Here is a 26,265-nt window from a genome sequence, read left to right on the forward strand (position 1 = left end):
ACTTGTCCTGTGATCGGCGAGAATTTGTTCCACGGACAGTTGCGGTACCAAACCTATCATCTCATGTGAAGAAAAGGCAAGCCACAATGGCACAAGGTATGAGATACGTTCGAGAACAGGATGCTTCACCGTCCGTAGCGGTAATCCAGGCTGTGTCCAGCTGTGAAGACGTCCACGAATCCGAACTGCCGCCATTGCATGAGACCATCGACACCGATGCGCTCGACGCCCTGTTTACAAATTGGCCTAACCAATCACCACAGCTAGACGGGCACGTGAGGTTTCAGTACTGCGAATACACCGTTCATGTCCACTCAGACGGGTATTTGATTCTCGAGACAGAGTGAAGCCCCCGCCTGTAGAGAATCACTGTGAAGCCACGGGCACGTCTGCTGTTACCTGTATCGCCCCACCTTCGCCACGTCAAATATTCACATGCTTTTAAATTGGATGAGCAGATGATCGAACACTAGAGGGATAATACCCTCATTGAGAGAGGGTTCGCGTTTATGCCAGCCACCAATTCTAGACCCGAACGAGCTGCGACGTGGCTCCAACCAGACCAGATCCAGCGGCTGCGGACAGCCTGTTACGATGAGTCCTTTCAGCTCCAGTTTCGACAACGGAACGAGGCGATCATCACGCTGCTCTACGATGTTGGTCTCCGCGTCAGCGAACTCGTCGAACTCGACGTCGACCAACTCGACCTTGAGAGTAGTGAGCTGTCTTTGCCGTGTGCTGGACAACCTTTCTGAGAACTAACATGTTGTGCAGAGCCTCGGGGCTTGACCTCAAGGCGATTCACAGGATTCGTCTTGTCGCCGAATCGTGGCCGCCACCAGTACTGTCACAGTTTCCCCGACGGAGTTCGCGAGCTCGGAGGCGAAGCTGGTGTTGCACCTGTGTTCGGTCTTTGTGCTTCGTCTCGTAGGCCAGATATTCTTGAATCATCTCGATGGAATCCATACACTGGATGCCCGCCAGAATGGGCTGGAGCTGATCGCTAGCCAGCAGTCGCTCGGGAGGGAGATCCGCAAGGACCGCGTCGTCACGGTGCTCGCTCATCGCCCACCCTCCGGCCGCTGGCACATGTACTGCTCGGCGAACGCGATACCGGCCTCCAGTGTCGACCGCGTTCCCAGAGGTCTGCCGGCACGTTGCAGTCGCCACACCCCATCTTCCTGTTTGAGGAGCAGTGTCGCCGCAGTGCCCGGTATTTCCCACGCAATAGTGGCACTCGTATGGACGTGGTACGCCCACTCGCCGGTCGCAGCGGCCGCCACGGCTGCCTGCCGGTCGATAAGCGTGACCGACCGCAGGCCGCCAGCGCCGAAGTCTCCCAGTGTCGCGGGTTCACCTCGTCTCATGCTTCTCTCCCCGTTCGGTCCCACCGCGCCATGATACTGGCACTGGCCGCAAGCACGGTCTGCACCTGCTGTCGGAGTGGGGCCTGCTCGTCGACGGCGACGTCCAACTGTGTCCGAAGCTCCAAGACGTCCGGCGTGTCGAGACTGCCTGACTGCTGTGCGATAGCACTGAGGACGAGCGCTTCGACGTCGGCATCGGACGAGTGCTGGTCGCGAACAGCGGCGGTGATTGATTCGACAATCTGGCGCTGTTGGTCAGGACGCGCTCTACCGAATCGACGATGGCGTGACTGGTTCTGCAACATCCTCTCACCCGCTAGAGGTGCACAAAAGCTGGATGAAAACACTATCTGGAGGGATCTCAGGCCGTGTTGACGAATGTCCGCCAGTCTCAGTCAGGACACAGCAGACTTAGGCGTCGTCCTCAAGCAGTTCGACACCACGTTCTACTACCGCATCCGTGATGAACAGGCTTGTCTCAGACTGTAGCGTCCGCATTAAGTCGATTGCCCTCGATTTGCTGATCCGGTCGCGAGTGTATGCAAGTACGATGATGCCAATTGATCCATGAACCTCAATATTGAGATCCGCAGCAGCGTCTCTAGCTTCAAGATCATCGGTCAATAGTACCGCCGACCGATCAGTCGCAATCGCCAGAGCGGCTGTTTCCCCAGGGTCTAACTCAATACTGAGGGCAGCAGGGTCTGCTTCAACGACATCATATGAGATGTCATCAAGGCCATGTGGAACTGTACCAGCCTCAAGCTCATCATACACCGTTTGTGGGATCAGTAGTTCGTCAACCGCAGAGAGGACACTAAGTGACTCAATTTCGGCGAGGTGTATGATTGGCCCGGCATCAGCCACTGCGACAATCACGCATTCAGACCCCACCGCACATCATCTTCGACTGCTTGAACCTCACGTTCTGCACGCTTGACTCGGTCTCGCCCGAGAAGATCAATTGCCGTCTCTCGATCAATTTCGTCGTTCACATACCGTGAGAGGATGAGATCTGCCCACAGATCTTCCACACCGCGTTCCAACGCTAGCTCGAGGATCTCTGACTCGGGTAGTCCTCGCGCTTCAGCGATTTCTTGTACCCGCTCGGTGAGATCCGTGGCCATATCTACACAATGCCGCTGTGGTGACTTAAACATCTATGCATCTCTGGATATGGAGTCGGTCTCAGCGGTTCTGTTGAGGTCTTAGTGCTCGGTGGTCGAGCGTTCAGCGATCATGACGCCCTCTGTGGGACCTTCGACGTAGAGCGCGTCGGCGCCGCGATAGAATATCGTGAACCGCTCGGGATGGTAGCTGTAGCTCGGTGACAGGGTTTCGAGTCCTCGACTGAGCAGCGTCGGAGAAAACTGTGGGCGCCCATGCGGAAGCGTGAGCCGTCTGGATTTGAGCGGACCCCAGTCGTCGAACCTGTAGTTCGCTGGCGGCGTGTACGTCGTTCGAGACGTTGCGATCAGATACTCTGCGCCGTCCAGAACACGCCCAACGGAACGCCCAGCCGAGAGAACAACTTCGACCTGTCCGCCGCAGATTGCTTCGGTCTGGTCCTGCCACTCGATTGGACGTGGTCGAGACGCTGTCTCGACCGGCGGGCCGCGAGCAGCCACGCGTGGAGATGGTCCTTGGCGTCGGCCTCAGAATCGAACTCTGCGCCACAGGTACAACTGTACTCCTCATCTCCGCCGAAGTACCCGTCTGGGTCGTCAATTCGCTTCGTCTGTCCCTCCTCAAGGTGGATTCGGTCGACATACCGCCACGAGTAGTCAATCGCGATTTCGTGGTCCTCAACTGTCTCTATAAATTCGAAGCCACCACGCTGGTCTGCATACGCGACATCGGTCTGAGACGAGGTATTTTCTGACATCCTCTCAGCCTACCAGAGGCGCACAAAATCAGGGAAGCCGAGACTAACCAACAGACGGGGATTTTCCGGTGAATTGTTGGTTAGTTCCAGCGCTTAAGATCGCTCTGCGCGTCGCTCTGTCCTGTGAACGCGAGTCGGTCGTGCATCGAGACACAGAGAGCCACCCCATCACGAGCGACGTAGTTGTTCAGGTACCGATACGCCGATTCGGGATAGGTGCCGTCTTGATTTGACTCAGTGTCGGGATCGACGAAGATGACGCTGAACGCTGGCAAACCGAAACAGCGCGTCGACGAGACCGACAAAACCATCCCGTCGTCCGGACCATGACACTCGATGAGGTCCCCACGGTGGAGGACCTCGTCAAGAGGTGGGCGGTCAGTCTCGGCGCGGAAGAGCTGTTGCCCGTCGCAGTTCGCCTGCCACGGTGTGAGTGGGTCGAGTTCCTGGTTGGGACAGAGCTGGGCAGTCTTGTCGTCGAGCAGTTCGACGACGAACGGGGACTGGGCCCCGTAGTGATACTCGTAGTCAGGCGACCGGCGAGCACGTTCGATGTGGGTTGTGACCGCCTGTGCCGCCAGCTCTCGAGTTGGGAACAGCCCCTGCCACGAGCACCAGTCATCGCTGCAGACAGTGAGGAATCCAGTCTCGGTGGTCCGAATCTGCGCCCGTTCCAGGGGTGCACCTACCAGACAGTCAGTCCTCGTTTCGATATGCTGAGGCGACTCCGTACTGGCGACCATATGGATCAGTACTCCCCTCTCGGGTCCCCGTCGAACACCTCACCGGATTCCTGGGCACGTCGATGCTCAGCTTCGATGGCACCGACGTCGTCAGCTTGCTGGTCTTGGTCCTGTTCGTCGATGGCCTGCTGCGGGTCAGTACTCATGCTGAGCCTCTCACCTGCCAGAGGCGCACAAAATTCGGACGCACATCACCACTCAGTCTTCACCAATGGGCGTCGGGTCACGGTACTCGGGGCTCCTACGTTCGTTCTCTGATCTATCTGCGCTTGCCGGCTGATAGGAGTGTGGTTTGTATGTGGCGAATTATCAGCCAAATGAGGAAGCAGTACTTCGGATAGAAGGTCCTAATAGTCCTCGTATTCGAACTCCGGTCATGTCCAATCTCGCCCAGTGGTGGTCAACCAATGAGTGATTCACAGACAGATATCCGTGCGTACACTCTCCGACTTGAACTAGTGGACGAGCCAGGCGAACTCCTCCGATCTCTCAAGCCGATTGCCGAACATGGGGGAAATCTCCTCTCTATTTTCCACGAACGAGGGAACGTCACTCCTCGCGGACATATTCCGGTTGAGGTGGATATTGAGGCGACCCCTGACCGATTCGAGACTATTGTCGATGGCCTTCGAGATGCTGGCATCAACGTGATTCAGGCCGGTACCGAACGATATAGTGAAGGCTTGACTGTAATTCTCTCCGGACATCTCATCGATACCGATCTGTCCGATACCCTCTCGCAGATTCAAGAAACGAAGAGTGCCACTGTCACAGACATCTCGCTATCAGCACCCGAAGGTGCATCTGACATCTCCAGCGCTCGATTTCAACTGGCCGCAGAGTCGGGTTCGACAGAGCAGGTGTTAGATTCGATTCGAGATATCGCTGACGAGAAAGACCTTCGTCTCGTCGAACCACTCTCGATGGGAGGCACCGTATGAGGGTCGCCGTTATCGGTGCTGGAGAGGTTGGCAGTGCTGTCGTTGACCTCGCCGGCGAATTTGGCCACACTGTGACTGCGTTTGCGGACTCGAAGAGTGCTGTTGTCGACGACGACGGCATCGACACGGACGCAGCACTGTCTGCAAAACGAACGGACGGTGTTCTGGGGACCGAGGACCCAGAAGCAGCGCTCGAAGGCCCGTACGACGTACTCGTTGAGGCTACGCCGACGACGCTCGGAGACGCGGAACCGGGATTCACACATGTCGGCATCGCACTACAGCGTGATCGGCACGTCGTGCTGGCAAACAAAGGTCCGATTGCAGAACGGTATCAAGAGGTGAAAGACCTCGAATCGGAAAGTGATGGTTCGGTACGGTTCGGTGCGACGGTGGGGGGCGCCCTGCCGGTCATCGCAACGATCGAAGATTTCTCCCCGTCGCGAATCACCGCGCTCCGCGGCGTGCTAAACGGGACTGCCAACTTCATTCTCTCGCGGATGGCTGCCGAGGGCTTGGATTATGAACACGTTCTCGCCGAGGCGCAGGACCTCGGTGTCGCAGAGGCAGACCCATCGTTCGATGTCGACGGGACCGATGCCGCCCTCAAAGGCGTCATCGTCGCAAACGTCATAGACTCTGAGGCAACATACACGCTGTCGGATGCCTCGATAGACGGTATCCAGAACCTTCCGGGGAGCATGCTCGATTTAGCTCAGGAAGATGGTCGTACGATTCGACTTGTCGTCGAGTTCGATGGCGATCAGGTGCGGGTCGGACCTCGCCTCGTACCAGAACACTCTGCCCTCGCACCGGCAGGCACACGTAATGCTGTCCAACTGGAAACGAAAGTGGCTGGCCGTCTCAATATCTCCGGTCGTGGCGCCGGCGGCGAAGAGACTGCAAGTGCAGTATTGGCGGATATCGGTCGACTGCAGTCCTGAAAGTCGGGATACAATATCTCGCTGTCAGTCAGAGAGCGTAATCTCTTTCGGAACTGTAACTTCTTCCTCCTCAAGTGTACTGAGAAGGTGCTCGTCGGCACTGGCGTTCTTTGTCGTCTCCACAAGTGCTTCGAGTTTTTCCAAGGGGATCTGCCCCGGTGCGTAGTCTTCCTCATCGGCTTGAAGTGGAGCGTACCCAAGTTTAGATCCGTAGAGGTGCCCAACGACGCGAGTATGGCTGCCGATTTCGCCCATAGAGATACCTGCAACGTCGATGCCCTTCTGTGTGGCCGTGTTGATGGCTTCCAAGAGCGTGAGTGTGTCTGTTTGGTCTTGCGGGAACGTGGCGACTTTTGCGATATCTCCGTATTCGGCACACTGATCGATAATGGCGTCAAGAATGTCCTGACTGGGCGTCTCCTCGAAGTCGTGGTGTGAAATAATTAGTTGAACGTCATTCTCTCGGAACTCTTGGAGTATCCAGTCTTTCGCACGCGCTGTTTCAAGTTCGATATCGACAAATTCCACCGCATCAAATCGAGACGCAGCAAATAAATTGTCTAACCGCCCGGCATCGCTGGCTTTCCCACCAAACCACCTAGTCCTGTTCGTCGCGATAATCGGGAGTTCACCTTCGTACGCAGAAAGTTGTTCGATCGGATTCTCCGCCTTGTCCATGCGAAATTCGATGAGGTCTGCTACTCCTCGGGCGTCTGTTTCCCGTGTAAGATCGTTTGTTGTAGCCGCAAGGGCGAACTCGTTGATTTTCATGTTACCCCGTAACATCCCACTGCATATAAATTTTGGTCGTCCATCCATAATGGATGTTCACACACGTTTCGACGCATACCAATCCCATTGGGACAAAGTTCTAAGGATAGATAGGCTATTTTTGACTATAGAATTCGGGGTATTGCAACAGATGGTTTCATAAGATGGGCTAATGCCGACATACATCATATATTCACATACAGATACTCGGATTTTATCATAATTTAGTGTAGCTGCTCTCTGGTTACTGCTATACTCGCTGCCACACAACCGTTGTTCGTCCACAGGTCACACTTTCGACACGTACGACGCCGAAGGGTATGTGACTATAAAACTCGAATTCGAGTCAATTCATATATTAATATATAAGTACTTACCTCCCCGGGTTACAATTGACGGGTGACGAGAGGCAATCAAGAGGCACCCTTTCACCCTGTGTTCATGATCGACTCTTGGACAGTGTCTCTCACCTGTCGATCGGAGTATCGTGTGGTCGTGTAGGGATTACCCCCATGGTCGCATACCATCCCTTTGACCACATAATTCGCTCACCTCAAATACCAGACAGAGGTGGTCATCGGTGTTCTCAATATGAACGCTATCGATAGCCCCATCGACTTGCTGCGAGATACAGAGGCGCAGCATTAGCTGGGTCTTGTGTTCGCTCGCAATCAAGCACATCAACGAAAGTCATCGTGCAATCCTCTATAGAGATCTGTGTGGAACGGCAGGATTTATACGGAATTCGAGGCGAACACAGCTGTCTTCAAGCGGGTGATGAAGCCGACACGGCGGGTGATGGCCCACCACATTGGCATGATTAGATATTCCACGCCAGCCCCCGATTTTGTTGCAGTCTCGATTCACTATAATACTCCGAGTGGCTCGATAGACAATAACCGAACCCTCAGTAGTCGACCAACTGCCAACACCAGTCTTGGTGCCCCGGCAACATGCCGAAGGACATGCTATCGAACCAGATAGAGACACCTAAGACGTCACTCACGATGTTTCCTAGTGTATCAATCAGTACAGTGCCTTCTCGATGTCATCGTCGAGATCATCGAACTGTGCGAGGTACTGTTTGCGCTCCTGTCGGAGGTCATTAAGGATTTGGTCGTGGTCGTCCAGGTTTGCCTCGACATCGAATTCACTCATGTCTATCCCCGGCACGTCAGCAGGAACCGCTAACTCCGTCGACGTATCTACTTCCCACTGTATGTCCCGGCGAGCGATGGCGCGCAGCAGCGTAATTGTGTCCTCCACCTTGATATCTTTAGACCCGACACGGCCAGTGTTGAGCACGTAGCATTCCACGTCAAGCTCGGCTATGAGGTTGCGGAATCGATTTCCTTCTTCTCCCTTCGAGCCGATGATGAACGGGTTTGTCCCGACAACGCGGATCGACTTCCCAGCAGCACTCGGATCACCTGCACTTGTCTGAATGGATTCACCGAGCATGAATGCGACAGCACTTTCTTCGGGACTTAATTTGGCGACCGCCGGCATCGCTGGGTTCCGTGTTATAAAGAAGATCTGATCGATCTCCGGCAAATCAATCGCTTCACCAGCTGACGCCAGCTGTTCTCGTTGGATAATTGCACGCCCATTAGTAGTGTACCGATCGCTGTCGAAATAAACCGTTCCGTCAGCCGCAACGTCGACGTTCTCTAAAATCGCAGATTCGTCTGTTGCCGCGGTGTAGATTCCAGGTTCTGTGTCTTCATCAAGGCCATGCGTTTTGACGAAGAGTCCTCTCCCCTCGCTTCCGGCAACGGTGCCGTCTGGGAGGAGCGCGCAGACATCGTCCTGTAGCATCGTCGCCTTCTCTGGCTCATCAAGCCAGAGTCCATGTGCGGTTAATGTCGACTTGCCCGTACCGGACAGACCAAGGAACAGTTGTCCAATTGTCTCCATTCCATCGTCAGTCTCCAAGCACACTTGCTTGCTTCCAGCGTGCAGACCGAGTCCTCCTTGCTGTTTCGAGTAGTACATGAACAGCCGGAGGAACGATTTTTTTGCTTCACCAAAGTAGTCACTCCCAGCGACGACGGTGAATCCCTGCTCTGGAAGGATTCTGATTTTTGTCTCTTCCCATTTTGGGAGTTGGACCGTGTGGAAATCGGGTTCTCGGCTAAAGTCTGCGGGTTCTAGAAGTTTAGTCAGACTGAGTGCGATACGACTGTACCACTTTGGGACATAATACCTGCAGACATAGCTGTTGTCTGGATGCTGCCCCACTTGCCGATCAACACAAACCAACTCAGATTCGTTCGCAGACTCAAGTGCTTCGTTAATGAATGTCCAGTCTGCATCATCAAATTCGGTATCGATTCGATTTTTGGTCTTTTCAGCGTTTCGAGACTTTTCGATGCTAACGTACGACGGTGATCCGAACTCTGTCTCCGTTTCCAGATCTGCCGAAAACGCACGTAGTTCGTCGGTTGGAGGGTTGTAGATTATATTGTCGCTTTCTTCAGGGTCCGGTAATCTCGATACCAACTGCTGTTTATTAATCGCGGTCTTGGACATTGCGTGTGTACCACCAGTCAATATAGGCTAATAAGTATGCAGGGACTCAATTCATAGTAAACCGTCAGAGATACATCCTGAGAAAGGACTGTCAGAACTTGCCACTAAGCTGGTCTATCAATTGAACGTGGTCACCACCGTGAACAGTCGTTTCCAACAGTTCTGCCAGTTCCGCCAGTTCAATTTCGCCATACTCTGATTCGTCACTATCCAGTTTGATTGGTGCGTAGCAAAGCTCAGACCCGTAGAATACCGCGATTACACGAGTGTGTTGACCAAGTTCCCCAAGCGAGAAACCAACAACCCTCGTACCGCGCTGTGAAGCCGTGTTGAGACACTCCAATAGCGTCAGTGAATCCTCTCGTTTCTCCGCGAAGGTCGCTACTCTGGCAATATCCCCATACTCTGCGCAGTCCGTGATTGCCTGTTCCAGTTCCAGCTTATCTGGCGTTCGTTCAAAATCATGATACGAAACTATTAGTTCAACATCATTCTCTCGGAGTTCCGCCTCAGCCCACTCGTGTTCGGTGATAGTTTCCAGTTCGACATCAACCATCTCAACAACTTCGGAGCTTGCAGCTGCAAGAAGCTTGTCTAGGCGATTGGAGTCCACAGCAGTTCCACCTGCCCACTTGGGACGGTTTGAAATTATTAGTGGCACGTCTAGATTGTACTCTTGCAACTGGTCTAGCGGGTCTTGCGCCTTGTCTAGCTGGAATTCTACATAGTCTGCGTTGTTCTCGGCTTCTGGTACCTCTCCTAAATCATCCGTAATTCCCACCATCGAATATTCGACGTTTTTCATGATATGAACTAACAACCCCGGATATAAAAAAGTTCTCTGTTTTATTACAATGTATTTCGAGGTGGAAAGACCATGATCGGAGTTCGAGTGCCTCAATCCGGTTACTCGTCGCCGAGGGCGACGTATGTGGTCTCGATGATTCGATCATCGGTGGTCAGGGCGTCGAACACCTTGGCCGTCGGCGGTTCGTCGAGGTTGTACACCGACAGGGCCTCCCCGCCGATGGTCTCGCGGCCGTTGAACATCCCCGCGATGTTGATGTTCGCCTCGCCCAGCACGGTGCCGATGAAGCCGATGGTGCCCGGTTCGTCCTTGTTGCGCACCACGAGCATGTGGCCGTGCGGGACGGCCTCGATGCGGTGGTCGTCGATGCGGACGATGCGGGACTCCTCGCCGCCGAACTGGGTTCCACAGACCGACACCGAGTCCTCGCCGTCCGAGACGGTGACGGTGATGAGGCTCTGGTAGTCCTCGGCGGAACTCGTCTTCGACTCGGTGACGTCGATACCGCGCTCCTTGGCGACCTGCGGGGCGTTGACCGCGTTGACCTGGATGTCCGAGGGGGCGAAGACGCCCTCCAGCGCGCTGGCGGTGACGTACTCGACGTCCTCGTCGGCGATGTCGCCCGCGTAGGTGACCTCCACCGTGCTCATGTGGCCGTCGAACAACTGGACGGCGATGCGGCCCGCCGTGCTGGCCAGTTCGAGGTACGGTTCGACCTGCTCGAAGGTGGCACGGTCCAGCGACGGCGCGTTCAACGCGTTGGCGACGGGTTCGTTGTCGAACGCGGCGATAATCTGGTCGGCCGTCGAGGTGGCGACGTTCTCCTGTGCGGCCTCGGTCGAGGCGCCGAGGTGGGGCGTGACGATGATGTCCTCGACGTCAAGCAGCGGCGAATCGTCGGGGAGCGGTTCCTCGCCGAAGACGTCCAGCGCCGCGCCCTTGAGGACGCCGTCCTCGACGGCCTCGGCCAGCGCCGGTTCGTCGACGATGCCGCCGCGGGCGCAGTTGACGACGTAGCCGCCTTCGAGTTGGGCGAGTTCCTCCTCGCCGATCATGTTCTCCGTCTCCGGCGTGAGCGGCGTGTGGATGGTGACGAAGTCGGCTTTGGCGAGACACTCGTCGAGTTCGTCGACGAGTTCGGCGCCGAACTGCTTGGCGCGCTCCTCGCTGATGTAGGGGTCGAACGTGACGATGTCCATGCCGAGGTTGCCCAGCCGTTTCGCGACCTCCTGACCGACGCGGCCGAAGCCGACGACGCCCAGCGTCTTCTTGTTGACCTCGGTGCCGAGGAAGGCGCCTTTCGCCCACTCGCCGCCCTTCAGGCGGTCGTGGGCCTGCGGGATGGAGCGGGCGGTGGCGAAGGCCATCGCGACGCTATGTTCGGCGGCGGCCCGGACGTTGCCCTCGGGGGCGTTGGCGACGATGACGCCGTATTCGGTGGCGGCGTCGATGTCGATGTTGTCGACGCCGATGCCGGCCCGGCCGACGATGATGAGGTCGGGGGCGGCCGAGAGCACCTCGTCGGTGACCTCGGTGCCGGACCGCACGATGAGTCCGTTCGCGTCGGACACCGCGTCGAGGAGCGCGTCGCCCTCGACGTCGTAGGCTGTCTCCACCTCGTGGCCCGCCTCGCGGAGCCGGGCGAGACCAGCATCGGCGATAGGGTCTGTAACTAATACTTTCACAACTAGCCGAGTCCACCCGAGTAATAAAAAACACCCGATGATGTGAGCCGAAACGTCGTTACCGATGTGTTACAAATTATGCGGGTATGGTGACCAATGGAGTCTGCCACTTCTGGGATAATTCCTCCTGTGAGGGGACCCAGAACTGTCCGCCAAGATGTCCTCGATTTTTCGACCGAGAAGGAGAACCACTCCTAATTCGGGAATTCTCGAGTGACGACTTCACGGCGCTCGTCAACATGTACGCCTCTCTCGGACCAGCTGACCAGACAATGGGTATCCCACCACAAGAGGAAGCGACGATAGAACAGTGGCTGACGACGATGATAGCAGATGGGTGGAATCTACTTGCTCTGCACCGTGACAAAACCGTCGTCGGACATGTGGCAGTTACCCCTGCATCAGCGACCGATCCGGAGTTTGTTATCTTCCTACGTCGGGGGTATCGTAATCGAGGAATCGGGACTGAACTCCTCAAGCAACTCCTCGCCCATACCGAGACGATGGATCACGAGAACCTGCTGTTAGAGGTCTCACGGCACAACCAACAGGCGATACACGTGTATCAGAACATCGGATTCGATACGGTGGAACAGACAGCCATGGCTCAGAAGATGGCCGTGTCACTGCGAGAAGCGGTCGTCGAAGAATTTCAGGAACCACCCGCGAACCGGTAAGTTATCTTCCAAGCGGACCCCTCGCGATACGCGACATCGGCTGCGCGGAGTACGATGACTCGTCGCCGTACTATTCTTGTTGGGCGTCCACGACGGCGACGCCCGCGAGGTTGACGATGTCTTTGACCTCGTCACCACGCTGGAGGACGTGGACGGGTTTGTCCATCCCGACGAGCATCGGACCGGTAGCCTCGGCACCGCCGAGTCGCTGGAGCAGTTTGTAGCCGATGTTGCCCGCTTCGAGGTTCGGGAAGACGAGCACGTTCGCGGGGGCGTCGAGTTCGGAGAACTCGTAGGTGGTGTTGAGGATGTCCTCGACGACGGCCGTGTCGGCCTGCATCTCGCCGTCAACCGGGAAGTCCACCCGTTTGTCGGCTTGCAACTTCGTGACGGCATCACGGAGTTTGCGAGTCCCTTCGTTGTCGACGCTGCCGAAGTTCGAGTACGACAGCATCGCCGCCCGCGGTTCGACGTTGAAACTCCGGGCCAGTTCTGCGGTGTGACGCGTGACTTCCGCGAGCACGTCGGCGTTAGGGTCCTGATTGACCGTCGCGTCCGCACAGAAGATGACGCGGTTCTTGAACGTCAGCATGTACACGCCGGCGGCGTAGTCGGCGTCGTCGGCGGTGCCGATGACCTTCAGTGGCGGGCGTAGCGCCGAGGGGTAGTGGTGGGTCAGGCCGGTCAGCATCGCGTCGGCGTCGCCCATCTCGACCATCACGCTGCCGAGATAGTTGCCGTCCCGGACCAGTTCCTCGGCCTCTCGGCGGGTGATGCCCTTGCGCTGGCGGAGTTCGTACAGGCGGTCCGCGTACTCCTCGACGTCCGCGGTTTCGGGGTCGACTACGACGGGGTCGAACTCCAGTCCGAACCGGCGACGCGTCGCCTCTATCTCGTCGGCGTCGCCCAGCAGGACCGGTTGGGCGATACCCTGTTCGACCAGTTGGTAGGCCGCCCGAATCATCTTCTCGTCGTCGCCCTCCGCCAGCACCACCCGTTTGGGGTCGCTCTTGGCCTTGTTGAGGACGACTCGCATCATCTCGCGGGACTTGCCCAACCGGGCCTCCAGCCGCTCGACGTACGCGTCGAGGTCCAATTCCTTGCGGGCCGCGCCGCTCTCCATGGCGGCCTCGGCGACGGCGGGGGTGACCTCGAAGAGGACCCGTGGGTCGAGCGGTTTGGGGATGATGTACTCCGGACCGAACTGGAGCGGTTGGTCGCCGTAGGCCTTGACGACAGCGTCGGGCACGTCCTGCTGGGCGAGTTCGGCCAGCGCTTCGGCGGCGGCCACCTTCATCTCCTCGTTGATTTCGGTGGCGCGAACGTCGAGTGCCCCACGGAAGATGAAGGGGAATCCCAGCACGTTGTTGACCTGATTGGGGTAGTCTGACCGACCGGTGGCCATGATGACGGTGTCGTCACGGGCCTGTTTGGCGTCCTCGTAGGCGATTTCGGGGTCGGGATTGGCCATCGCAAAGATGATGGGGTCCGACGCCATCGACTGGACCATCGTCTCGTCGACGATATCGCCGACCGAGAGGCCGACGAACACGTCAGCGCCGGCCATCGCGTCCGCGAGGTCCCCTCCCGGCACGTCGCGGGCGAACTCCTGTTTGAACTCGTTGAGGTCTTCCTGATCGCCTCGGGATTCCGTGATGATGCCAGAGGAGTCACACATCGTGATATTCTCTTTCGAGGCACCCAGCGAGACGTAGAAGCGGGCGGTGGCGATGGCGCTCGCGCCCGCACCCGAGAAGACGATGTCGAGGTCCACGAGGTCCTTCCCCGCGATTTCGGCGGCATTGACGAGCGCCGCCCCGGAGATAATGGCGGTGCCGTGTTGGTCGTCGTGGAACACGGGGATGTCCAATGCGTCACTAAGTCGCTGTTCGACCTCGAAGCACTCTGGCGCGGCGATGTCTTCGAGGTTGATGCCGCCGAAGGTCGGTTCCATCGCGCGGACGGTCTGGACCATCGCGTCAGCGCTGTCGGTGTCGAGTTCGATGTCGAAGACGTCGATGTCGGCGAACCGCTTGAACAGGACGCCTTTGCCCTCCATCACCGGTTTGGAGGCTTCCGGCCCGATGTCGCCCAGTCCGAGTACGGCCGACCCGTCGGAGACGACGCCGACGAGGTTCCCTTTCGCAGTGTAGGTGAAGGCTTTCTCGGGGTCCACGGCTATCTCCTCACAGGGCGCGGCGACGCCCGGCGAGTACGCGAGCGAGAGGTCTCGCTGTGTGTTGGTCGGTTTCGTCGTCGCTATCTCTATCTTGCCAGGGGGCTCTCGACTGTGATAGTCAAGCGCGTCTTCGTCAAGTCCCATAGCGGAGTATCAGACTTCCTGATAATAAAACTAAGTGTAACCAGTCTCATAGCGAGAAGGGCTGGAAACTGTCGGACGCTGCGTCTGAACGCCCCGTACGTGTCCCAGAGTGGCGACGCAGTTTACAGGACTGTATACAGGTGTTCTTCTTGCGTCGAGTCTCTAGCCCGAAGTAGAGACGGTGAAGAGCGAGCGGCCCGCTGGTTATTGTGAATCAGCCATCCGTTGGTGCGTCGGTGGGTCAGCTGACCCAGTCCACAGCCACAACCCTCCGATAGTGATGATGAACACGATGGACACTGGAACGGTAGACCACAGCGCTTGTCGAATCCCGACGGATTCTGCGAGAACGCCCACGACAGCAGGTGCAGTTGCGAGTCCCACATACGTCGCGCCATTCGTGACCGCGTTGAGCGGGCCGCTGTACTCTGGAGCGGCTTCGACAGCATAACCGGAGAGTACTGGAAAACCGCTGGAAACAGCAAACCCGGCGACGAAGATCGCAGCGAACAGGAGCGGTCCGGTGACGCCAGAGAACGCAATCGCGAGGGCGGGTGCCGCAGGGAGGTACACAACCAGTAGAATGGTGAGATAAGAGACGTAATCAACCGCGACGGTACAGCCGAGCCGGCCGGGGATGTATGCCAGCAGGTACACCGATAGCAGTAGGTTCGCTATCGCGGTATCGTAGAACGTCTGTGAATAGTAGACGAGCCACGTGAATAGAGTCCCTTCGAGCGCACCGACAAGTACCATCCCTACACAGGCACCGACGACTGCCGGGCGTTTGAGCAGGGCCGACAGTTCAGCTCGTGATACCGAGCGCTCGGCGTCCATAGACGGGAGTTCGTATCGCCCCACGATAACGATAACCGGAAGAAACACGCAGGTGAGGACGAGAAAGACCATACGCCAATCGGAGACAGATAAAACAAGACTCACGAGTTGTGGACTGAGGACGGCACCGAAGGCCCACACGAGCGTGTATGCTGCGTACATCTTCCCACGATTGTCCGGGTACAGGTGGCTGAGGACGACACGATCGAGGCCGCGGAACACGCCGGCAGCGGTTCCTTGTAGGACAAGTGCAGTCAAAAAGACGACATATAGTGGCGAAACGGCGGCCAGAACGAGAGCGATACCAGTGAGCGTCGTCCCTACCGCAAGCATCCGCCGCATCTGCAGTCGACCTGCGAACAGACCTGTCACGACGACGGCGCCAAGGAAGCCGACGGTCCCGGCGGGTGCAACCAGACCGAGGGCAGCTTCGGAAATATTGAATACAGTACCGACACTCGAGAGAATCGGACCACGGGCCTGCATCGCAGCAGCGTCCCCGAAAATGAATATAAAGACGGCTAGAGTCCATGCACGAGAGCGATCCATACATAAGTTGTCGTAGTCAATATAAAAAAGACACCGATTAGAGGAGATATTGCCTGCTGTCGGAAAGCAGCGTCTGTGAGAATGTAGTAACGTGCTTCTACAGAGCGAAGATGCCGAGACTCCTCTGCTCGTCGTACTGGGGAACGAGCAGGTCTCTCCAGGGACCACGACGACTTCGAACGTCCCGGAGACGACCACCTTCTACAGTGACCGCCGGGAGATTTGAAGCAGTCAGTGCCTAACTGGATGTGAGTATGAATCTCGTCGGATCCGATGGTGCACAAAGAGCTCGTGACTTCGTACAGTCGGGTGAGCGTCTCTTCGTTGTATACCTATTCTGAGACGTTGTAGCGGCATAAAACGGCCTCGTTGACAGCCCTGAGACCAATCAGGAAGTCATGGTCGACACCGGCGTCGGCCCATAGCATCTCGTGATTCGAGTATCTCGTTACCCGAGTCGATTCGAACGATGAGACGGGCGGATTCTTCAAAAACGATCATACGCCGATACCTTGAGAGACAAGGGTAATGGACACTGGTTTGAGACATACAGAGACTCTGTTCCGTAGGAAACCCTCATGATGAAGAAGTCGACGGATGGAATGGATCACGGTAACTGAGAGAGCGAAAAACCAGAATTTTCCACAATGTTGAATCGCCGATGCTATTCATCAGCAGACCACGGTATCCCGAAAATGGAAACCGAATAATCAACTGTGCTCTTGTTATTTTTCTTCCCGGCCAGTGTCGGGAAGTTTAGAACTGCCACGTAATCCAACGTTGCACTGAAGCGTCGGCAAATAATAACATATGTACAGAAGTTATTCATTGCCAAGCGCTACGCACTGACCTTCAAGTATATTGAATTCATTTGTCTTGTGGACCGAAGAGCGAATCAGCGTCGAGAGTAGATGTTCTGTTAACCTGAGTCGCCGGTTCCGATCAGGAAGGAGGATGCTGAGTGTGGGCCCATCAAAAAGATTTAAATATGATAGTTCCATATCAGACATCACAGATGCCCAAGCAAAACGTGCTTGTGACGGGTCCGTTTGGCGAAGCTGGGGAAGCCATCCTCAACTATCTAGCGGACAAAGAACAGTACGAGTTCACGTATCTCAACCGAAGTGACCACCCCGAGTACGAGACGTTCGTCGCCGATATCGCCGATTACGAGGCTATCCGCCCGGCATTCGAGGAACAAGATGCCGTCATTCATCTCGCCGCACAGTCGGACGCAGGGGCGGAGTTCGAGGATATCATTGAACCGAACATCGTCGGCACGTACAACGTCCTCAAAGCGATGGAAGACGCTGAGGTCGAGAAGCTCATCTACGCGTCCTCACAGCGAGTGATGGGGCTGTACGAGGAGGACCACGCACCTGAACTCTACGAGGAGGACTATCCCAGCGAGTTCGACCCGCTTCGACTCACCCACGAGACGCTCCCGAAGCCCGATGGCTACTACGGCGCATCGAAGATGTTCGGCGAACACATGTGTCGGGCACACGCACGCCGCGACGGCGCACCGGACCAAGTGTACTCCATCCGAATTTCCAGCGTTCGGACCGAAGAATACGACCATCCGTACGGAGATGCAGAGCGCGGCGTTGACCGTGGTGATGAGCATGTCGTCGACGACGACGAAGTGTGGGACCAGTCCCAGACTGGTTCGTGGGAACGTGGGAGCGAGGAGTACGAGAAGATGGTGAAGCGTCTCAAGGCGTCCTGGACCTCCCAGCGCGACTTCGCTCACCTACTCGAATGCTGTCTCGAAGACGAATCGGTCACCTACGACACCTTCTACGCCGTCAGCGGAAACGCGGCACGGTGGTTCGGTATCGAACACGCGAAAGCCGTTCTCGACTATGAACCAGCAGACGATGCGTCCGAATGGGATAGCCCACCACAGTGACAGCGCTGCCACGACATCAATAGTGACTGCAACCACCAGCGACGAAACTGGTCAGTGAGCCATTGGTTGAAGCCAATTCAGACGACCGTAATCGGGGGTAGCAAAATGTACGAGGCATCACTCGTACTGCCGTATTTTCAACTCAATTATATTCTTCTTGTTGAGTAGCTCCGGCGCTAACTCGTCCTCAATTCTGTCCGGGTCCATACGGCTGATCGGGCCACTGATGCTAATTGCACCGACCGCGTCGTCCGGTTCTGAGACGATAGCTGTACCGACAGCACTGACACCCGGGAAATGTTCGCCACGGTTAATCGAGTACCCCCGTTCTCGAACCGTTTCGAGTTCCTCGTGGAGTACACCTTCATCAGTGATTGTGTCGTCGGTGAGGGCCGGAAGCCCCCGCTTCGCGACGATTTCGCTGACCGTTTCTTCAGCAAGCTGGGCGAGAATCGCCTTTCCTGTGGCCGTCGAGTGTAGATGCAAGTGGTCACCCAGCGGTGCGTCGTCGTCGATCGACTCTGGGCTATGCGATTTATACAGTTGTACCGAGTAGCCGTTCTGCTCGACGGTGGCGTTTGTGTGTTCTCCCGTTTTTTCTTGTAGGTCGTCCAGTTCGGGCTTTGCGGCCTGAAAGAGAGCCATCCTATCACGCATCTCACCACCCATTCGGAGGAACTGGAAACTACTATGATATTCGTTGTCGCACTTGACGACATACCCCGTCTCGACGAGGGTACTGAGGTAGATGTGTACTGTGCTCAGCGGCATATCCAAGTCTTCGGCGGTCTGTGAGAGCGTCGAGCCGCCGGACTCGTGCAGGTAGTCGACTATTTTGAAAGACTGGTTTACACTCTTCAACCGCCGCGTATCGGAACCGTCGGAGCCTGTCATAGACAAATCTACTCCCGGCAGAATATTAAGAACTGCGGATTTTTCAATAATGTTGTATCACTAGTTTACGACTGCGATAGTTCCAGAGATACCGTACAGAGTGTGTATCAGCTCAAACTTATCGACTACATTGTGGTGATGGCGTACAGATGGCTAGCCAACCGGAAACGTTCAAAAAACCGCTTAGTAGCTGAGCTCAGTGCGTTACTGAATGGAATCTTCTGGCCCGACGACGTTCAGATTGTCGAAGAGTTCGTCGTAGCTGTTGAGTTCGAAGAGGTACTCCCCTTCCAGAACCTCCTCGCGGACTGTGTCTTCGGCATCAAGTTTCTCGTGAGACCGTTCAAGGACCTCCTGCGCCCCCTCGCGTGGGATGACGGCCAACCCATCGTCGTCGCCGATGACGATGTCTCCGGGGTCGACACTGACGCCGCCGACGGAAATCGTGACGTTGATTGACCCAGGATCCTGCTTGAGTGGGCCCTGCGGGTTCGTGCCGCGACCGTAGACGGGGAACTCCATCTCGGCGATCTCTCGACTGTCTCGGTAAGCGCCGTCAATAACGAGGCCGGCGAGACCGTTAGCCTGGCAAGAAGTACACATCAACTCTCCAACGTGGCCCGTGTCAGTGTACCCATTGCAGTCAATAACGAGCACGTCACCAGGCTCCGCCATCGTAATCGCCTTGTGGATGATCAGGTTGTCGCCCGGCGCGGCTTTGACGGTTATAGCGGTCCCAGCCATCTCCACGCCATCGTATGCTGGTTCCATGCCGGCGTCCATCGTCAGGCCGATGTTTCCGGTCACGTCCGACACGATTGTACTTGGAATCTCCTCAAAGCCATCAACGATATCACTGTCTGGTCGGTCGACATCGTACTCTACCGTGTGCATGTAAGCTAACGAGTGCATCAGTCTATATCAAACTAATGGTGCTGGCTGCAAGCTATGCCACACCGAGACACTTCGGAACTCGGGACATCGAGCGGTTCAGTTGATACGCTGCGTTCACGAGCGACGACGCTATCTGGCTACGAAAGCAAGAGCACTGAGAAGTCGAGAGATAGCGCGTCGGCGGTTCGTCGCGTCGAATCTACTGCTTTTCGATACCGAGTTCGTTGACGAGGTTTCCGTAGTACTCGTACTGGTTGTTAAGGAACTCGGAGAACTCTTGTGGCCCCTTCTTGACCCGGATGAAGTTGTTGTTCTCCATGAACTCCACGAATCCGTCGTCCTCGTAGATCGAGTTATAGACCTCAGCAATCTTCTGCTTGCGTTCGTCCGAGACACCCGGCTGTACGAAGTGGCCCAGCCACGAGCCAATTCGGACATCAAGACCCTGCGAGGACAGTGTCGGCGTGTCCGGAAGCGCTTCGACCTGCTTGTCAAACGCCACACCCAACGCCTTGAGTGGGCCGTCACGGACCTGTGCCGCTGCCTCGGCTGCCCCGACAGCGGTACAATCTGCCTCTCGGTTCACGACTGCCTGCATCGCTGGTGCCGCGCCGTCGTAAGAGACGTGTTCGACCCCGACTTCTGCCTCGCTTGCGATAGAGGCCGCAGCCATGTGCCACGACGACCCGAACCCGGAGTTCGCCATCTGGTAGGTGTTACTCTGTCCGTACGACATCCACTCATCGAGTGTGCTGAACTCAGCCTCTTCGTGAACGAGGAGGGCAGCCGGGAACTCGGTGTACTGCATGATGGGGGCGACATCGTCGGGACTCAGGTCGGCGATTCCAAGGTGCTCGAATAGGGCGATTTCAGGTGCGGCGACACCGATGGTGTGACCATCCGCTTCGGCGTTCGCGGCCGCGTTCATCCCAACTGAACCGGAGCCACCCGTCTGGTTACTCACGTTCCAGGAGACATCGGTGTAGTTCTCGCCTGCCTCTGCGACTGCTCGACTCGTTCGGTCGGCCCCACCGCCAGCAGCCCATGGGGAGACAATTTCAACCGGTCGCGATGGCCACTCTTGCTCTGCCGAAAGCTGACTGAGACAGCCAGCGGTCATCGTGAGACTCCCTGCCCCGACTGCTTTGAGGAAGTTTCGGCGGTTCGCTACGGTACGATCGCTAGTACTGCTACTGGTGCGGTCCAGCATTGTACCTGATAGTTTGTCCAATATGTGTTAAACCTTTGGGTGTAGAACGGCCGTTCTGGTTCTTGCCATCCAGCTAAATCGTAGTTTCGGGTTCGTTGAACGACCCGTGACATCGCACGCGATAGATAGTCAGGGGTGGTCACCGGAAGGTGTATTCAATACCTGAACTGACCGCCATCCCCACACTCAACGAACGGTCCATATGACACTGTTCCCAGATACCATGGATTTATATTGGGCGAATGGTGTACTGATGGTATGCGCGGGTTAGCCAAGACCAGCCGTACAACCGGAAGTATGGAAATTATCGACGTCGACGATCCCAAACCAGGGTCAGACGAAGTACTCATCGAAGTCGATTATGCGGGGCTCTGTGGAAGTGATGCCGGCATCTATCAGTTCAAATCGGCGTTCGAGCGGATGGAGCTCCCGACCATCATCGGTCACGAATACACAGGCCGCGTCGTTGAGGTCGGCGACACCGTCTCGAAGTTTGAGGTGGACGACCGCGTTGTCGAACGGCCGATTCGAGGCTGTGGCGACTGCTATCAGTGTGAAATCGGTAACGAGAACATCTGCCAGGACACCGAACTCACGGGTATCGATCACAACGGTGCGTACGCGGAGTTCGTCGTTGCGCCTGAATCATCTCTCCAACAGGTACCCGACGATGTCGACCCGCGTCATGCTGCGCTCGTCGAACCTACTGCTATCTGTACCCGCGCTGTCATCGAAAATTCACGTGTACGCCCAGGAGACCAGGTTCTCGTCGCTGGCCCCGGCCCCATGGGACTGCTCTCTGCGCAGATTGCTGACGCGCAAGGTGCCGAAATAGTCGTTGCCGGCGTCGGACAAGACACAAAATACCGACTACCACTCGCAGAGGAGCTAGGCTATCCGACAATCAATATCGAAGACGCAGATCTCACAGCCTATCGTGATGAACTTACCAACGGAATCGGATACGATGTCGTGTTCGATACAACCGGCCATCCATCCGGACTGCCAATGGCAGCCGAAGAGGTTAGAAAGGGGGGACAGATCATCCTCGTTGGGCAGACAGGCGAGACGACCATGGAGTACACGCCGCTCGTCCGCGCTGAAGTTGACCTTCAATGTACATACGGTGCGATGTACCGTGACTTCGACCGCGCTCTCAGACTTATTGGCTCCGGTGACGTCGATCACGAGACGTTCCTTGACGACCGGTTCAGTCTCCTCGAACCGAACGACGCCTTTGAAGCGTTCCTCTCGGGGGAGACGTGCAAGCCTGTTTTCGACGTCTCAACGCTACGTGCGTAAGCGGCCGGTCGCGACAGACGGGTGGTACTGTCGGTAATAATTCTATTCCGGGTTCGAGGAGACATTGATGTCTCTCACGCTCGACTGACTCACGACGGAGAACGTCACGATGTCTGTTGCTGCAATGGGAACTCCAGAGACCCAATCAAGGAATTACGAAACGAGTCTCGAAACGGTATCGTTTACTAATTGCTGTCTCACTCAGTGCGAGGGTCCCACTCGTTCCACTCTCGCTGGACCAGGAAGTTGTCGAGTTTCTGCTTCGGGTCTTCAAACACGTGCGACCCGTGGAAGACGAGCAGCGTATCGAAGTCGTATTCGAGAAGATTGTAGAGATTGAGTTCGGCCGCTCTGTGGTCGTCGTTGAACAGCGCCGGGGGAGGAAGGAGATAACCAGCTGGAAGCCCGCCGCGATCGGATCCGTCAAGCGTGTCACCGGAGATGAGGATATCTCGGTCCTCAAGTAGCAGGGCCGATGTCGCTTCAGTGTGGCCGGGCACCTGAATGACTCGGATGTTTCCGGCGAGCACGTCGCCGTCTTCGTAGCGGACGTCGGGTTCGAAGTCTAGCCCTTCCTCCTCAAGGTGGTCGTAGAGCTTCGTCTCGTCGGCCGGCATAGCGAGTTCGGGCGAAAACGCCTCCATCACGTGCGAGAGACCACCGTGGTGTCCGTGGTCACCGTGTGTGATGATGACGCGGTCGATGTCGCCGTACTCCGATTTCAGGATCTCGACGAGTTCCTCTCCGTTCTCGTCGAATGCTGTGTCGACGAGCGTTATCTGGCCGTCGGGAGCGTCCTGTAGTACCAGCACTCGTACGTGCTCGAACTGCACCTGATCAATACCCTCGGTGACGTTACTAACACTCATTTACAGTTACTAGCTGCCTCACCCCGATATTTAAAATCATCGGTAGGCTCGAAACGACGGAGACGGTACTTAATTCCAAGAATCGGATCACAGTGCCATTGCGACTGTACTCTCGACGAATCTCCCATCACGAGATTTACCTTCCAAGCGGCTGGTTGATGGAAACGATTTCAATATCGCGTGCGCTACGAGATACCAGTACATTTATCCGGTACAACTCCGTTTGAGCATGTTAGGCAGGATACTCATGGTTAAACAAAAAGTAGTGCAGCACTTGAATCAGCTCAGTCCCAGCAGCATCAGTTCGAATCCACTTTCAGTAGTGTTCATCTTGTTCTCGCTCGTGGTTATCTATTTTGCCAATCAATTCCCTAATAATGGCCAGGTTGGCCCTGCCTTTTTCCCTATTCTGTTGTCTGTCGGCATCATCGTGTTTGCGGCCGCTGACATCCTCACTGGTGCGGAAACGGAACTCGAGATGAGTGAATACGAATTCAAACCACCAGCGATAGTCCTTGGCCTCTTGATAGCGTATCTGCTATTGATGCCGATAGTAGGATTCCTAGTCGGGACAATGCTGTACATGCCAGTGGTACTCTACTACTCGAACGTCCAGTCGAAGCCCCTCATCGCAGCGTTGAGTATCGGTCTCCCGATAGCGTTGTTCTACATCTTCGCACGGATATTCCTCATTAGGCTCCCTGAAGGCATCATTCCGATATCACGACTACTTCCGGATCTCCCGCTGATGGTGATGTTCTGATGGTCGTCGAGAATATCGCCCCTGCACTGGCCAATCTGGCAGACCCGTTCGTCATCTTCCTGATGGTCTCTGGGGTCCTTCTGGGAATCATCATGGGATCGATTCCCGGCATGACCGCGACGATGACGATCGCAGTGCTGCTGTCGTTCACGTTCACGATGGACCCGGCTCACGGGATGATGCTCCTGTTGGGTATCTACGGCGGCGCAGTCTACTCAGGTTCGATCCCTGCCATCCTGATTCGGACTCCCGGGACTCCGTCTGCCGCAGCTACGCTGTTCGACGGCCATCCACTGTCGAAAAAGGGCGAAGCAGGCAGAGCGATCAGGGTCAGTACCGTCGCATCATTCATCGGAGGCGTCATCAGCGTCCTCGCGCTGATGTTCTTCTCTCCAGTAATCGCCAGTGCCGCGCTCGAATTCCGCTCCCCGGAGTTCTTTGCACTCGCCATCTTCGGACTGACGATTATCGCCAGTGTGAGTGGCGACTCAATTACGAAAGGCATGGTCTCTGGACTACTGGGTATGCTGGTGGCAACTGTCGGAATCGACCCGATAACAGGATTCCATCGGTTCACATTCGAGCTCCCAATGCTCCTCACAGGGGTCGAGTTCATCGCAGTGATGATTGGATTGTTCGGTATCGCCGAAGGTCTTCGAAAGTACTCTCAGGGAATCAGCGGGGACGAAAAGAAGGACGCACAAGAGATGTCTGGAGCGCTTCCATCGCTTTCCGACCTGAAATCTATCGCACCCGTTAGCGTCGGATCGGGCGTTCTTGGAGCGTTCATTGGCTCGATTCCAGGCGCCGGCGGCGATATCGCTGCGTTCATTACGTACAACGAAGCGACCAGATGGATCAAAGATGCCGTCCCAGCGTTCGGTGATGGGAATATCCGCGGTGTCGCTGCTGCAGAATCTGGCAATAACGCGAGTACTGGCGGTGCACTCATCCCGACACTCACGCTCGGCATCCCCGGAGACTCCGTTTCAGCAATCCTGATCGGTGCCCTGATGGTACACGACATCAATCCTGGACCTGGTCTATATCAGGAGGAACCAGAGCTGCTGTACACGATATTCGTCGGCTTCCTTCTCATTTACATTTTCATCCTTATATTCGGACTCCTCGGAGCTAATTATTGGGCACGGTTGATCAACATCCCTGCCTCGCACATTTGGCCAGTGATTCTCGTTCTCTGTGTGATTGGCTCGGTCGCGCTTCGAGGGAATCTCTTCGACGCGTGGATTATGCTCGGTGCGGGCGTGCTCGGATACGCGATGCGCTTACGCGGGTTCCCGTTGGCACCAATGGTCCTCGGGTTAATTCTGGCACCGATTGCCGAAGTGAATCTGCGTCGATCACTCGTTCTCTCAGGTGGTTCACTGGACATCTTCTATACGAGTCCCATCGCTCTCATCGTCCTCTTGATGAGTGTGGCCTCTATCGCCGTGCCAGCCATCCGGTCGGTACGCGGACAGTCAAGCTAAGTCGTACTTCTCCTTTCGAACTATCTGGTTCTAGCCAACTCACCCATGTGGCCAACCGACGTTACTACGGATGTGTCGGTAGGAGTTCCGGAGTCATTTGCAAATTTTCTCACTCAGGTTCGATGTATCTCAGATACTGACTCATTTACGTTCACCACCAACGTCGTAGTTGGTTCAGTGTCGACTAGTTTTTATCTGATGAAAGAGTTGCCTTATGGGAATAACCAGTTCAATATACCTCATAAACAATCCAGTACGGTACTGAAATACCGTTTCGACCATCGATGCTCTCGTTGATGTGGGTTTTTCGAGAACATCGCCTCACCGGGACAGTCTGCTGTGAGCATGTTCTGTCACCCTGGTATCAAAAAAGTAATATACGATACCATAGCACATACAGATATGGTGATCGTAGCAGCAGTTGATCGATCTGACCGTGCCTCTCTCGTCGTCGAAGAGGCTGAAGAACTGGCCGAAGCATTTGACGAGACGGTCCATGTCGTCCACGCACTAACCAGATCTGAGTTTCTCGATTTAGGTATTACCAGTGCACAGGCCGAAGAGCCTTTAGATATGGAGCAAGTCCGCGAGGCAGCTGCTGACATGGCGGAGGATGCAACTGACGGTCTAAGTATTCCACACGAATCCGTCGGATTGGTCGGAAAACCAGCGTCGGAAGTCGTTAAGTATGCTAAAGAAAATGATGCAAGGTATATTGTGGTCAGTCCTCGGAAACGGTCCCGAACCGGCAAGGTACTCTTTGGTAGTACTGCACAGTCTGTCCTGCTAAACGCTCCATGTCCTGTCGTCTCAAGTACTGTCAAGGATTAATACTACTGCTATCACACAAGCCAGAACCTATCGTATTG

29 protein-coding genes are annotated in these 26,265 nt (G+C 55.9%); 11 read left to right on the top strand and 18 right to left on the bottom strand.

Annotation, left to right across the window (positions count from 1 at the left end; translation table 11 throughout):
* Nucleotides 1-98: 98 nt before the first annotated feature.
* Both G9465_RS26530 and G9465_RS23885 read left to right on the top strand, forming a co-directional pair.
* Nucleotides 99-347 carry a HalOD1 output domain-containing protein gene (locus G9465_RS26530; RefSeq protein WP_227015884.1) on the top strand — a complete coding sequence of 83 codons (249 nt, stop codon included), beginning with the start codon at nt 99-101 and terminating at the stop codon, nt 345-347.
* A 162-nt stretch (nt 348-509) separates the two neighbouring features.
* Nucleotides 510-755, top strand: a complete 246-nt coding sequence (locus tag G9465_RS23885) for a tyrosine-type recombinase/integrase (protein WP_166975592.1) — start codon at nt 510-512, stop codon at nt 753-755.
* A 46-nt stretch (nt 756-801) separates the two neighbouring features.
* Here G9465_RS23885 and G9465_RS23890 read toward each other — a convergent pair whose 3' ends face one another.
* The 8 genes from G9465_RS23890 to G9465_RS23925 all read right to left on the bottom strand — a co-directional run bounded on the left by G9465_RS23890 (nt 802) and on the right by G9465_RS23925 (nt 4,141).
* Nucleotides 802-1,065 carry a hypothetical protein gene (locus G9465_RS23890; protein ID WP_166975595.1) on the bottom strand — a complete coding sequence of 88 codons (264 nt, stop codon included), beginning with the start codon at nt 1,063-1,065 and terminating at the stop codon, nt 802-804.
* Nucleotides 1,062-1,367: a hypothetical protein gene (locus tag G9465_RS23895; protein ID WP_166975598.1), complete on the bottom strand. Its 306-nt coding sequence runs from the start codon at nt 1,365-1,367 to the stop codon at nt 1,062-1,064. The genes G9465_RS23890 and G9465_RS23895 overlap by 4 nt, the downstream gene beginning before the upstream one ends.
* A complete protein-coding gene (locus G9465_RS23900) occupies nt 1,364-1,672 on the bottom strand; it encodes a hypothetical protein (RefSeq protein ID WP_166975601.1) in 309 nt (102 codons plus the stop codon). The genes G9465_RS23895 and G9465_RS23900 overlap by 4 nt, the downstream gene beginning before the upstream one ends.
* Before the next feature lie 106 nt (nt 1,673-1,778).
* A complete protein-coding gene (locus G9465_RS23905; RefSeq protein ID WP_166975604.1) occupies nt 1,779-2,246 on the bottom strand; it encodes a nucleic acid-binding protein in 468 nt (155 codons plus the stop codon).
* Nucleotides 2,243-2,494: a hypothetical protein gene (locus tag G9465_RS23910; RefSeq protein ID WP_166975607.1), complete on the bottom strand. Its 252-nt coding sequence runs from the start codon at nt 2,492-2,494 to the stop codon at nt 2,243-2,245. The genes G9465_RS23905 and G9465_RS23910 overlap by 4 nt, the downstream gene beginning before the upstream one ends.
* A gap of 347 nt (nt 2,495-2,841) precedes the next feature.
* Nucleotides 2,842-3,252: a hypothetical protein gene (locus tag G9465_RS23915; protein ID WP_166975610.1), complete on the bottom strand. Its 411-nt coding sequence runs from the start codon at nt 3,250-3,252 to the stop codon at nt 2,842-2,844.
* 80 nt (nt 3,253-3,332) lie between these two features.
* Nucleotides 3,333-3,995 (bottom strand): hypothetical protein, encoded by a 663-nt coding sequence (locus G9465_RS23920; protein ID WP_166975613.1) that lies wholly within the window; start codon nt 3,993-3,995, stop codon nt 3,333-3,335.
* 5 nt (nt 3,996-4,000) lie between these two features.
* Nucleotides 4,001-4,141 carry a hypothetical protein gene (locus G9465_RS23925; RefSeq protein WP_166975616.1) on the bottom strand — a complete coding sequence of 47 codons (141 nt, stop codon included), beginning with the start codon at nt 4,139-4,141 and terminating at the stop codon, nt 4,001-4,003.
* 261 nt (nt 4,142-4,402) lie between these two features.
* On the opposite strand from G9465_RS23925, the gene G9465_RS23930 reads away from it, so the two are divergent.
* Nucleotides 4,403-4,936, top strand: a complete 534-nt coding sequence (locus tag G9465_RS23930) for an amino acid-binding protein (protein WP_166975619.1) — start codon at nt 4,403-4,405, stop codon at nt 4,934-4,936.
* Nucleotides 4,933-5,880 (top strand): homoserine dehydrogenase, encoded by a 948-nt coding sequence (locus G9465_RS23935; protein ID WP_166975622.1) that lies wholly within the window; start codon nt 4,933-4,935, stop codon nt 5,878-5,880. The genes G9465_RS23930 and G9465_RS23935 overlap by 4 nt, the downstream gene beginning before the upstream one ends.
* A 24-nt stretch (nt 5,881-5,904) precedes the next feature.
* Here G9465_RS23935 and G9465_RS23940 read toward each other — a convergent pair whose 3' ends face one another.
* The 4 genes from G9465_RS23940 to serA form a co-directional block, all read right to left on the bottom strand.
* A complete protein-coding gene (locus G9465_RS23940; protein WP_255492013.1) occupies nt 5,905-6,558 on the bottom strand; it encodes a type I 3-dehydroquinate dehydratase in 654 nt (217 codons plus the stop codon).
* A 1,119-nt stretch (nt 6,559-7,677) separates the two neighbouring features.
* Nucleotides 7,678-9,183 carry a phosphoenolpyruvate carboxykinase (ATP) gene (locus G9465_RS23945; RefSeq protein WP_166975628.1) on the bottom strand — a complete coding sequence of 502 codons (1,506 nt, stop codon included), beginning with the start codon at nt 9,181-9,183 and terminating at the stop codon, nt 7,678-7,680.
* Nucleotides 9,184-9,274: 91 nt separating this feature from the next.
* Nucleotides 9,275-9,988, bottom strand: a complete 714-nt coding sequence (locus G9465_RS23950; RefSeq protein WP_227015872.1) for a type I 3-dehydroquinate dehydratase — start codon at nt 9,986-9,988, stop codon at nt 9,275-9,277.
* A gap of 101 nt (nt 9,989-10,089) precedes the next feature.
* Nucleotides 10,090-11,676, bottom strand: coding sequence for a phosphoglycerate dehydrogenase (gene serA / locus G9465_RS23955; RefSeq protein WP_166975631.1), 1,587 nt, complete (start codon nt 11,674-11,676; stop codon nt 10,090-10,092).
* A gap of 86 nt (nt 11,677-11,762) precedes the next feature.
* Between serA and G9465_RS23960 the strand changes: the two genes are divergently transcribed.
* Nucleotides 11,763-12,353, top strand: coding sequence for a GNAT family N-acetyltransferase (locus G9465_RS23960; RefSeq protein WP_166975634.1), 591 nt, complete (start codon nt 11,763-11,765; stop codon nt 12,351-12,353).
* 70 nt (nt 12,354-12,423) lie between these two features.
* Here G9465_RS23960 and G9465_RS23965 read toward each other — a convergent pair whose 3' ends face one another.
* Nucleotides 12,424-14,676, bottom strand: a complete 2,253-nt coding sequence (locus G9465_RS23965; RefSeq protein ID WP_166975637.1) for an NADP-dependent malic enzyme — start codon at nt 14,674-14,676, stop codon at nt 12,424-12,426.
* Between the two features lie 204 nt (nt 14,677-14,880).
* Complete coding sequence (locus tag G9465_RS23970) at nt 14,881-16,062, bottom strand: sugar MFS transporter (protein WP_166975640.1); 1,182 nt, start codon at nt 16,060-16,062, stop codon at nt 14,881-14,883.
* 91 nt (nt 16,063-16,153) lie between these two features.
* Between G9465_RS23970 and G9465_RS26210 the strand changes: the two genes are divergently transcribed.
* Nucleotides 16,154-16,288 (top strand): hypothetical protein, encoded by a 135-nt coding sequence (locus G9465_RS26210; RefSeq protein WP_255492010.1) that lies wholly within the window; start codon nt 16,154-16,156, stop codon nt 16,286-16,288.
* Between the two features lie 789 nt (nt 16,289-17,077).
* Entirely contained in the window at nt 17,078-17,974 is an 897-nt protein-coding gene (locus G9465_RS23975; RefSeq protein WP_166975643.1) for an NAD(P)-dependent oxidoreductase, read from the top strand.
* Nucleotides 17,975-18,091: 117 nt separating this feature from the next.
* Here G9465_RS23975 and G9465_RS23980 read toward each other — a convergent pair whose 3' ends face one another.
* The 3 genes from G9465_RS23980 to G9465_RS23990 all read right to left on the bottom strand — a co-directional run bounded on the left by G9465_RS23980 (nt 18,092) and on the right by G9465_RS23990 (nt 20,972).
* Nucleotides 18,092-18,868, bottom strand: coding sequence for an IclR family transcriptional regulator (locus tag G9465_RS23980; RefSeq protein ID WP_166975646.1), 777 nt, complete (start codon nt 18,866-18,868; stop codon nt 18,092-18,094).
* Nucleotides 18,869-19,072: 204 nt separating this feature from the next.
* Nucleotides 19,073-19,762: a 4-carboxy-4-hydroxy-2-oxoadipate aldolase/oxaloacetate decarboxylase gene (locus G9465_RS23985; protein ID WP_166975649.1), complete on the bottom strand. Its 690-nt coding sequence runs from the start codon at nt 19,760-19,762 to the stop codon at nt 19,073-19,075.
* A 199-nt stretch (nt 19,763-19,961) separates the two neighbouring features.
* Entirely contained in the window at nt 19,962-20,972 is a 1,011-nt protein-coding gene (locus G9465_RS23990) for a tripartite tricarboxylate transporter substrate binding protein (RefSeq protein ID WP_166975652.1), read from the bottom strand.
* 258 nt (nt 20,973-21,230) lie between these two features.
* Between G9465_RS23990 and G9465_RS23995 the strand changes: the two genes are divergently transcribed.
* The gene (locus G9465_RS23995; protein WP_166975655.1) at nt 21,231-22,274 is read left to right on the top strand and encodes a zinc-binding dehydrogenase; all 1,044 of its coding nucleotides are present in this window, start codon (nt 21,231-21,233) and stop codon (nt 22,272-22,274) included.
* A gap of 197 nt (nt 22,275-22,471) precedes the next feature.
* On the opposite strand, the gene G9465_RS24000 is transcribed toward G9465_RS23995, so the two are convergent.
* The gene (locus G9465_RS24000; protein ID WP_166975658.1) at nt 22,472-23,143 is read right to left on the bottom strand and encodes an MBL fold metallo-hydrolase; all 672 of its coding nucleotides are present in this window, start codon (nt 23,141-23,143) and stop codon (nt 22,472-22,474) included.
* Between the two features lie 247 nt (nt 23,144-23,390).
* Between G9465_RS24000 and G9465_RS24005 the strand changes: the two genes are divergently transcribed.
* The 3 genes from G9465_RS24005 to G9465_RS24015 all read left to right on the top strand — a co-directional run bounded on the left by G9465_RS24005 (nt 23,391) and on the right by G9465_RS24015 (nt 26,227).
* Entirely contained in the window at nt 23,391-23,906 is a 516-nt protein-coding gene (locus tag G9465_RS24005; RefSeq protein WP_166975661.1) for a tripartite tricarboxylate transporter TctB family protein, read from the top strand.
* Entirely contained in the window at nt 23,906-25,396 is a 1,491-nt protein-coding gene (locus tag G9465_RS24010; protein ID WP_166975664.1) for a tripartite tricarboxylate transporter permease, read from the top strand. The genes G9465_RS24005 and G9465_RS24010 overlap by 1 nt, the downstream gene beginning before the upstream one ends.
* Nucleotides 25,397-25,798: 402 nt before the next feature.
* On the top strand, nt 25,799-26,227 hold the full coding sequence (locus G9465_RS24015) for a universal stress protein (RefSeq protein ID WP_166975789.1): 429 nt from the start codon (nt 25,799-25,801) through the stop codon (nt 26,225-26,227).
* Nucleotides 26,228-26,265: the final 38 nt, after the last annotated feature.

This window comes from Haloarcula sp. JP-L23 (genome assembly GCF_011602445.1).
Lineage (GTDB): Archaea > Halobacteriota > Halobacteria > Halobacteriales > Haloarculaceae > Haloarcula > Haloarcula pellucida.

Bases quoted from the DNA above. Each gene is read 5' to 3' on its own strand.
- G9465_RS23975 (WP_166975643.1), top strand. From the start codon at position 17,078: ATGCCCAAGCAAAACGTGCTTGTGACGGGTCCGTTTGGCGAAGCTGGG.
- G9465_RS23930 (WP_166975619.1), top strand. From the start codon at position 4,403: ATGAGTGATTCACAGACAGATATCCGTGCGTACACTCTCCGACTTGAA.
- G9465_RS23885 (WP_166975592.1), top strand. From the start codon at position 510: ATGCCAGCCACCAATTCTAGACCCGAACGAGCTGCGACGTGGCTCCAA.
- G9465_RS24010 (WP_166975664.1), top strand. From the start codon at position 23,906: ATGGTCGTCGAGAATATCGCCCCTGCACTGGCCAATCTGGCAGACCCG.
- G9465_RS24000 (WP_166975658.1), bottom strand. From the start codon at position 23,143: ATGAGTGTTAGTAACGTCACCGAGGGTATTGATCAGGTGCAGTTCGAG.
- G9465_RS23965 (WP_166975637.1), bottom strand. From the start codon at position 14,676: ATGGGACTTGACGAAGACGCGCTTGACTATCACAGTCGAGAGCCCCCT.
- G9465_RS23985 (WP_166975649.1), bottom strand. From the start codon at position 19,762: ATGCACACGGTAGAGTACGATGTCGACCGACCAGACAGTGATATCGTT.
- G9465_RS23940 (WP_255492013.1), bottom strand. From the start codon at position 6,558: ATGGACAAGGCGGAGAATCCGATCGAACAACTTTCTGCGTACGAAGGT.
- G9465_RS23970 (WP_166975640.1), bottom strand. From the start codon at position 16,062: ATGGATCGCTCTCGTGCATGGACTCTAGCCGTCTTTATATTCATTTTC.
- G9465_RS23890 (WP_166975595.1), bottom strand. From the start codon at position 1,065: ATGAGCGAGCACCGTGACGACGCGGTCCTTGCGGATCTCCCTCCCGAG.
- G9465_RS23900 (WP_166975601.1), bottom strand. From the start codon at position 1,672: ATGTTGCAGAACCAGTCACGCCATCGTCGATTCGGTAGAGCGCGTCCT.
- G9465_RS23945 (WP_166975628.1), bottom strand. From the start codon at position 9,183: ATGTCCAAGACCGCGATTAATAAACAGCAGTTGGTATCGAGATTACCG.
- G9465_RS24005 (WP_166975661.1), top strand. From the start codon at position 23,391: ATGGTTAAACAAAAAGTAGTGCAGCACTTGAATCAGCTCAGTCCCAGC.
- G9465_RS23980 (WP_166975646.1), bottom strand. From the start codon at position 18,868: ATGACAGGCTCCGACGGTTCCGATACGCGGCGGTTGAAGAGTGTAAAC.
- G9465_RS23925 (WP_166975616.1), bottom strand. From the start codon at position 4,141: ATGAGTACTGACCCGCAGCAGGCCATCGACGAACAGGACCAAGACCAG.
- G9465_RS24015 (WP_166975789.1), top strand. From the start codon at position 25,799: ATGGTGATCGTAGCAGCAGTTGATCGATCTGACCGTGCCTCTCTCGTC.
- G9465_RS23950 (WP_227015872.1), bottom strand. From the start codon at position 9,988: ATGAAAAACGTCGAATATTCGATGGTGGGAATTACGGATGATTTAGGA.
- G9465_RS23895 (WP_166975598.1), bottom strand. From the start codon at position 1,367: ATGAGACGAGGTGAACCCGCGACACTGGGAGACTTCGGCGCTGGCGGC.
- G9465_RS23920 (WP_166975613.1), bottom strand. From the start codon at position 3,995: ATGGTCGCCAGTACGGAGTCGCCTCAGCATATCGAAACGAGGACTGAC.
- G9465_RS26530 (WP_227015884.1), top strand. From the start codon at position 99: ATGAGATACGTTCGAGAACAGGATGCTTCACCGTCCGTAGCGGTAATC.
- G9465_RS23995 (WP_166975655.1), top strand. From the start codon at position 21,231: ATGCGCGGGTTAGCCAAGACCAGCCGTACAACCGGAAGTATGGAAATT.
- G9465_RS23910 (WP_166975607.1), bottom strand. From the start codon at position 2,494: ATGGCCACGGATCTCACCGAGCGGGTACAAGAAATCGCTGAAGCGCGA.
- G9465_RS23915 (WP_166975610.1), bottom strand. From the start codon at position 3,252: ATGTCAGAAAATACCTCGTCTCAGACCGATGTCGCGTATGCAGACCAG.
- G9465_RS23935 (WP_166975622.1), top strand. From the start codon at position 4,933: ATGAGGGTCGCCGTTATCGGTGCTGGAGAGGTTGGCAGTGCTGTCGTT.
- G9465_RS23990 (WP_166975652.1), bottom strand. From the start codon at position 20,972: ATGCTGGACCGCACCAGTAGCAGTACTAGCGATCGTACCGTAGCGAAC.
- G9465_RS23960 (WP_166975634.1), top strand. From the start codon at position 11,763: ATGGTGACCAATGGAGTCTGCCACTTCTGGGATAATTCCTCCTGTGAG.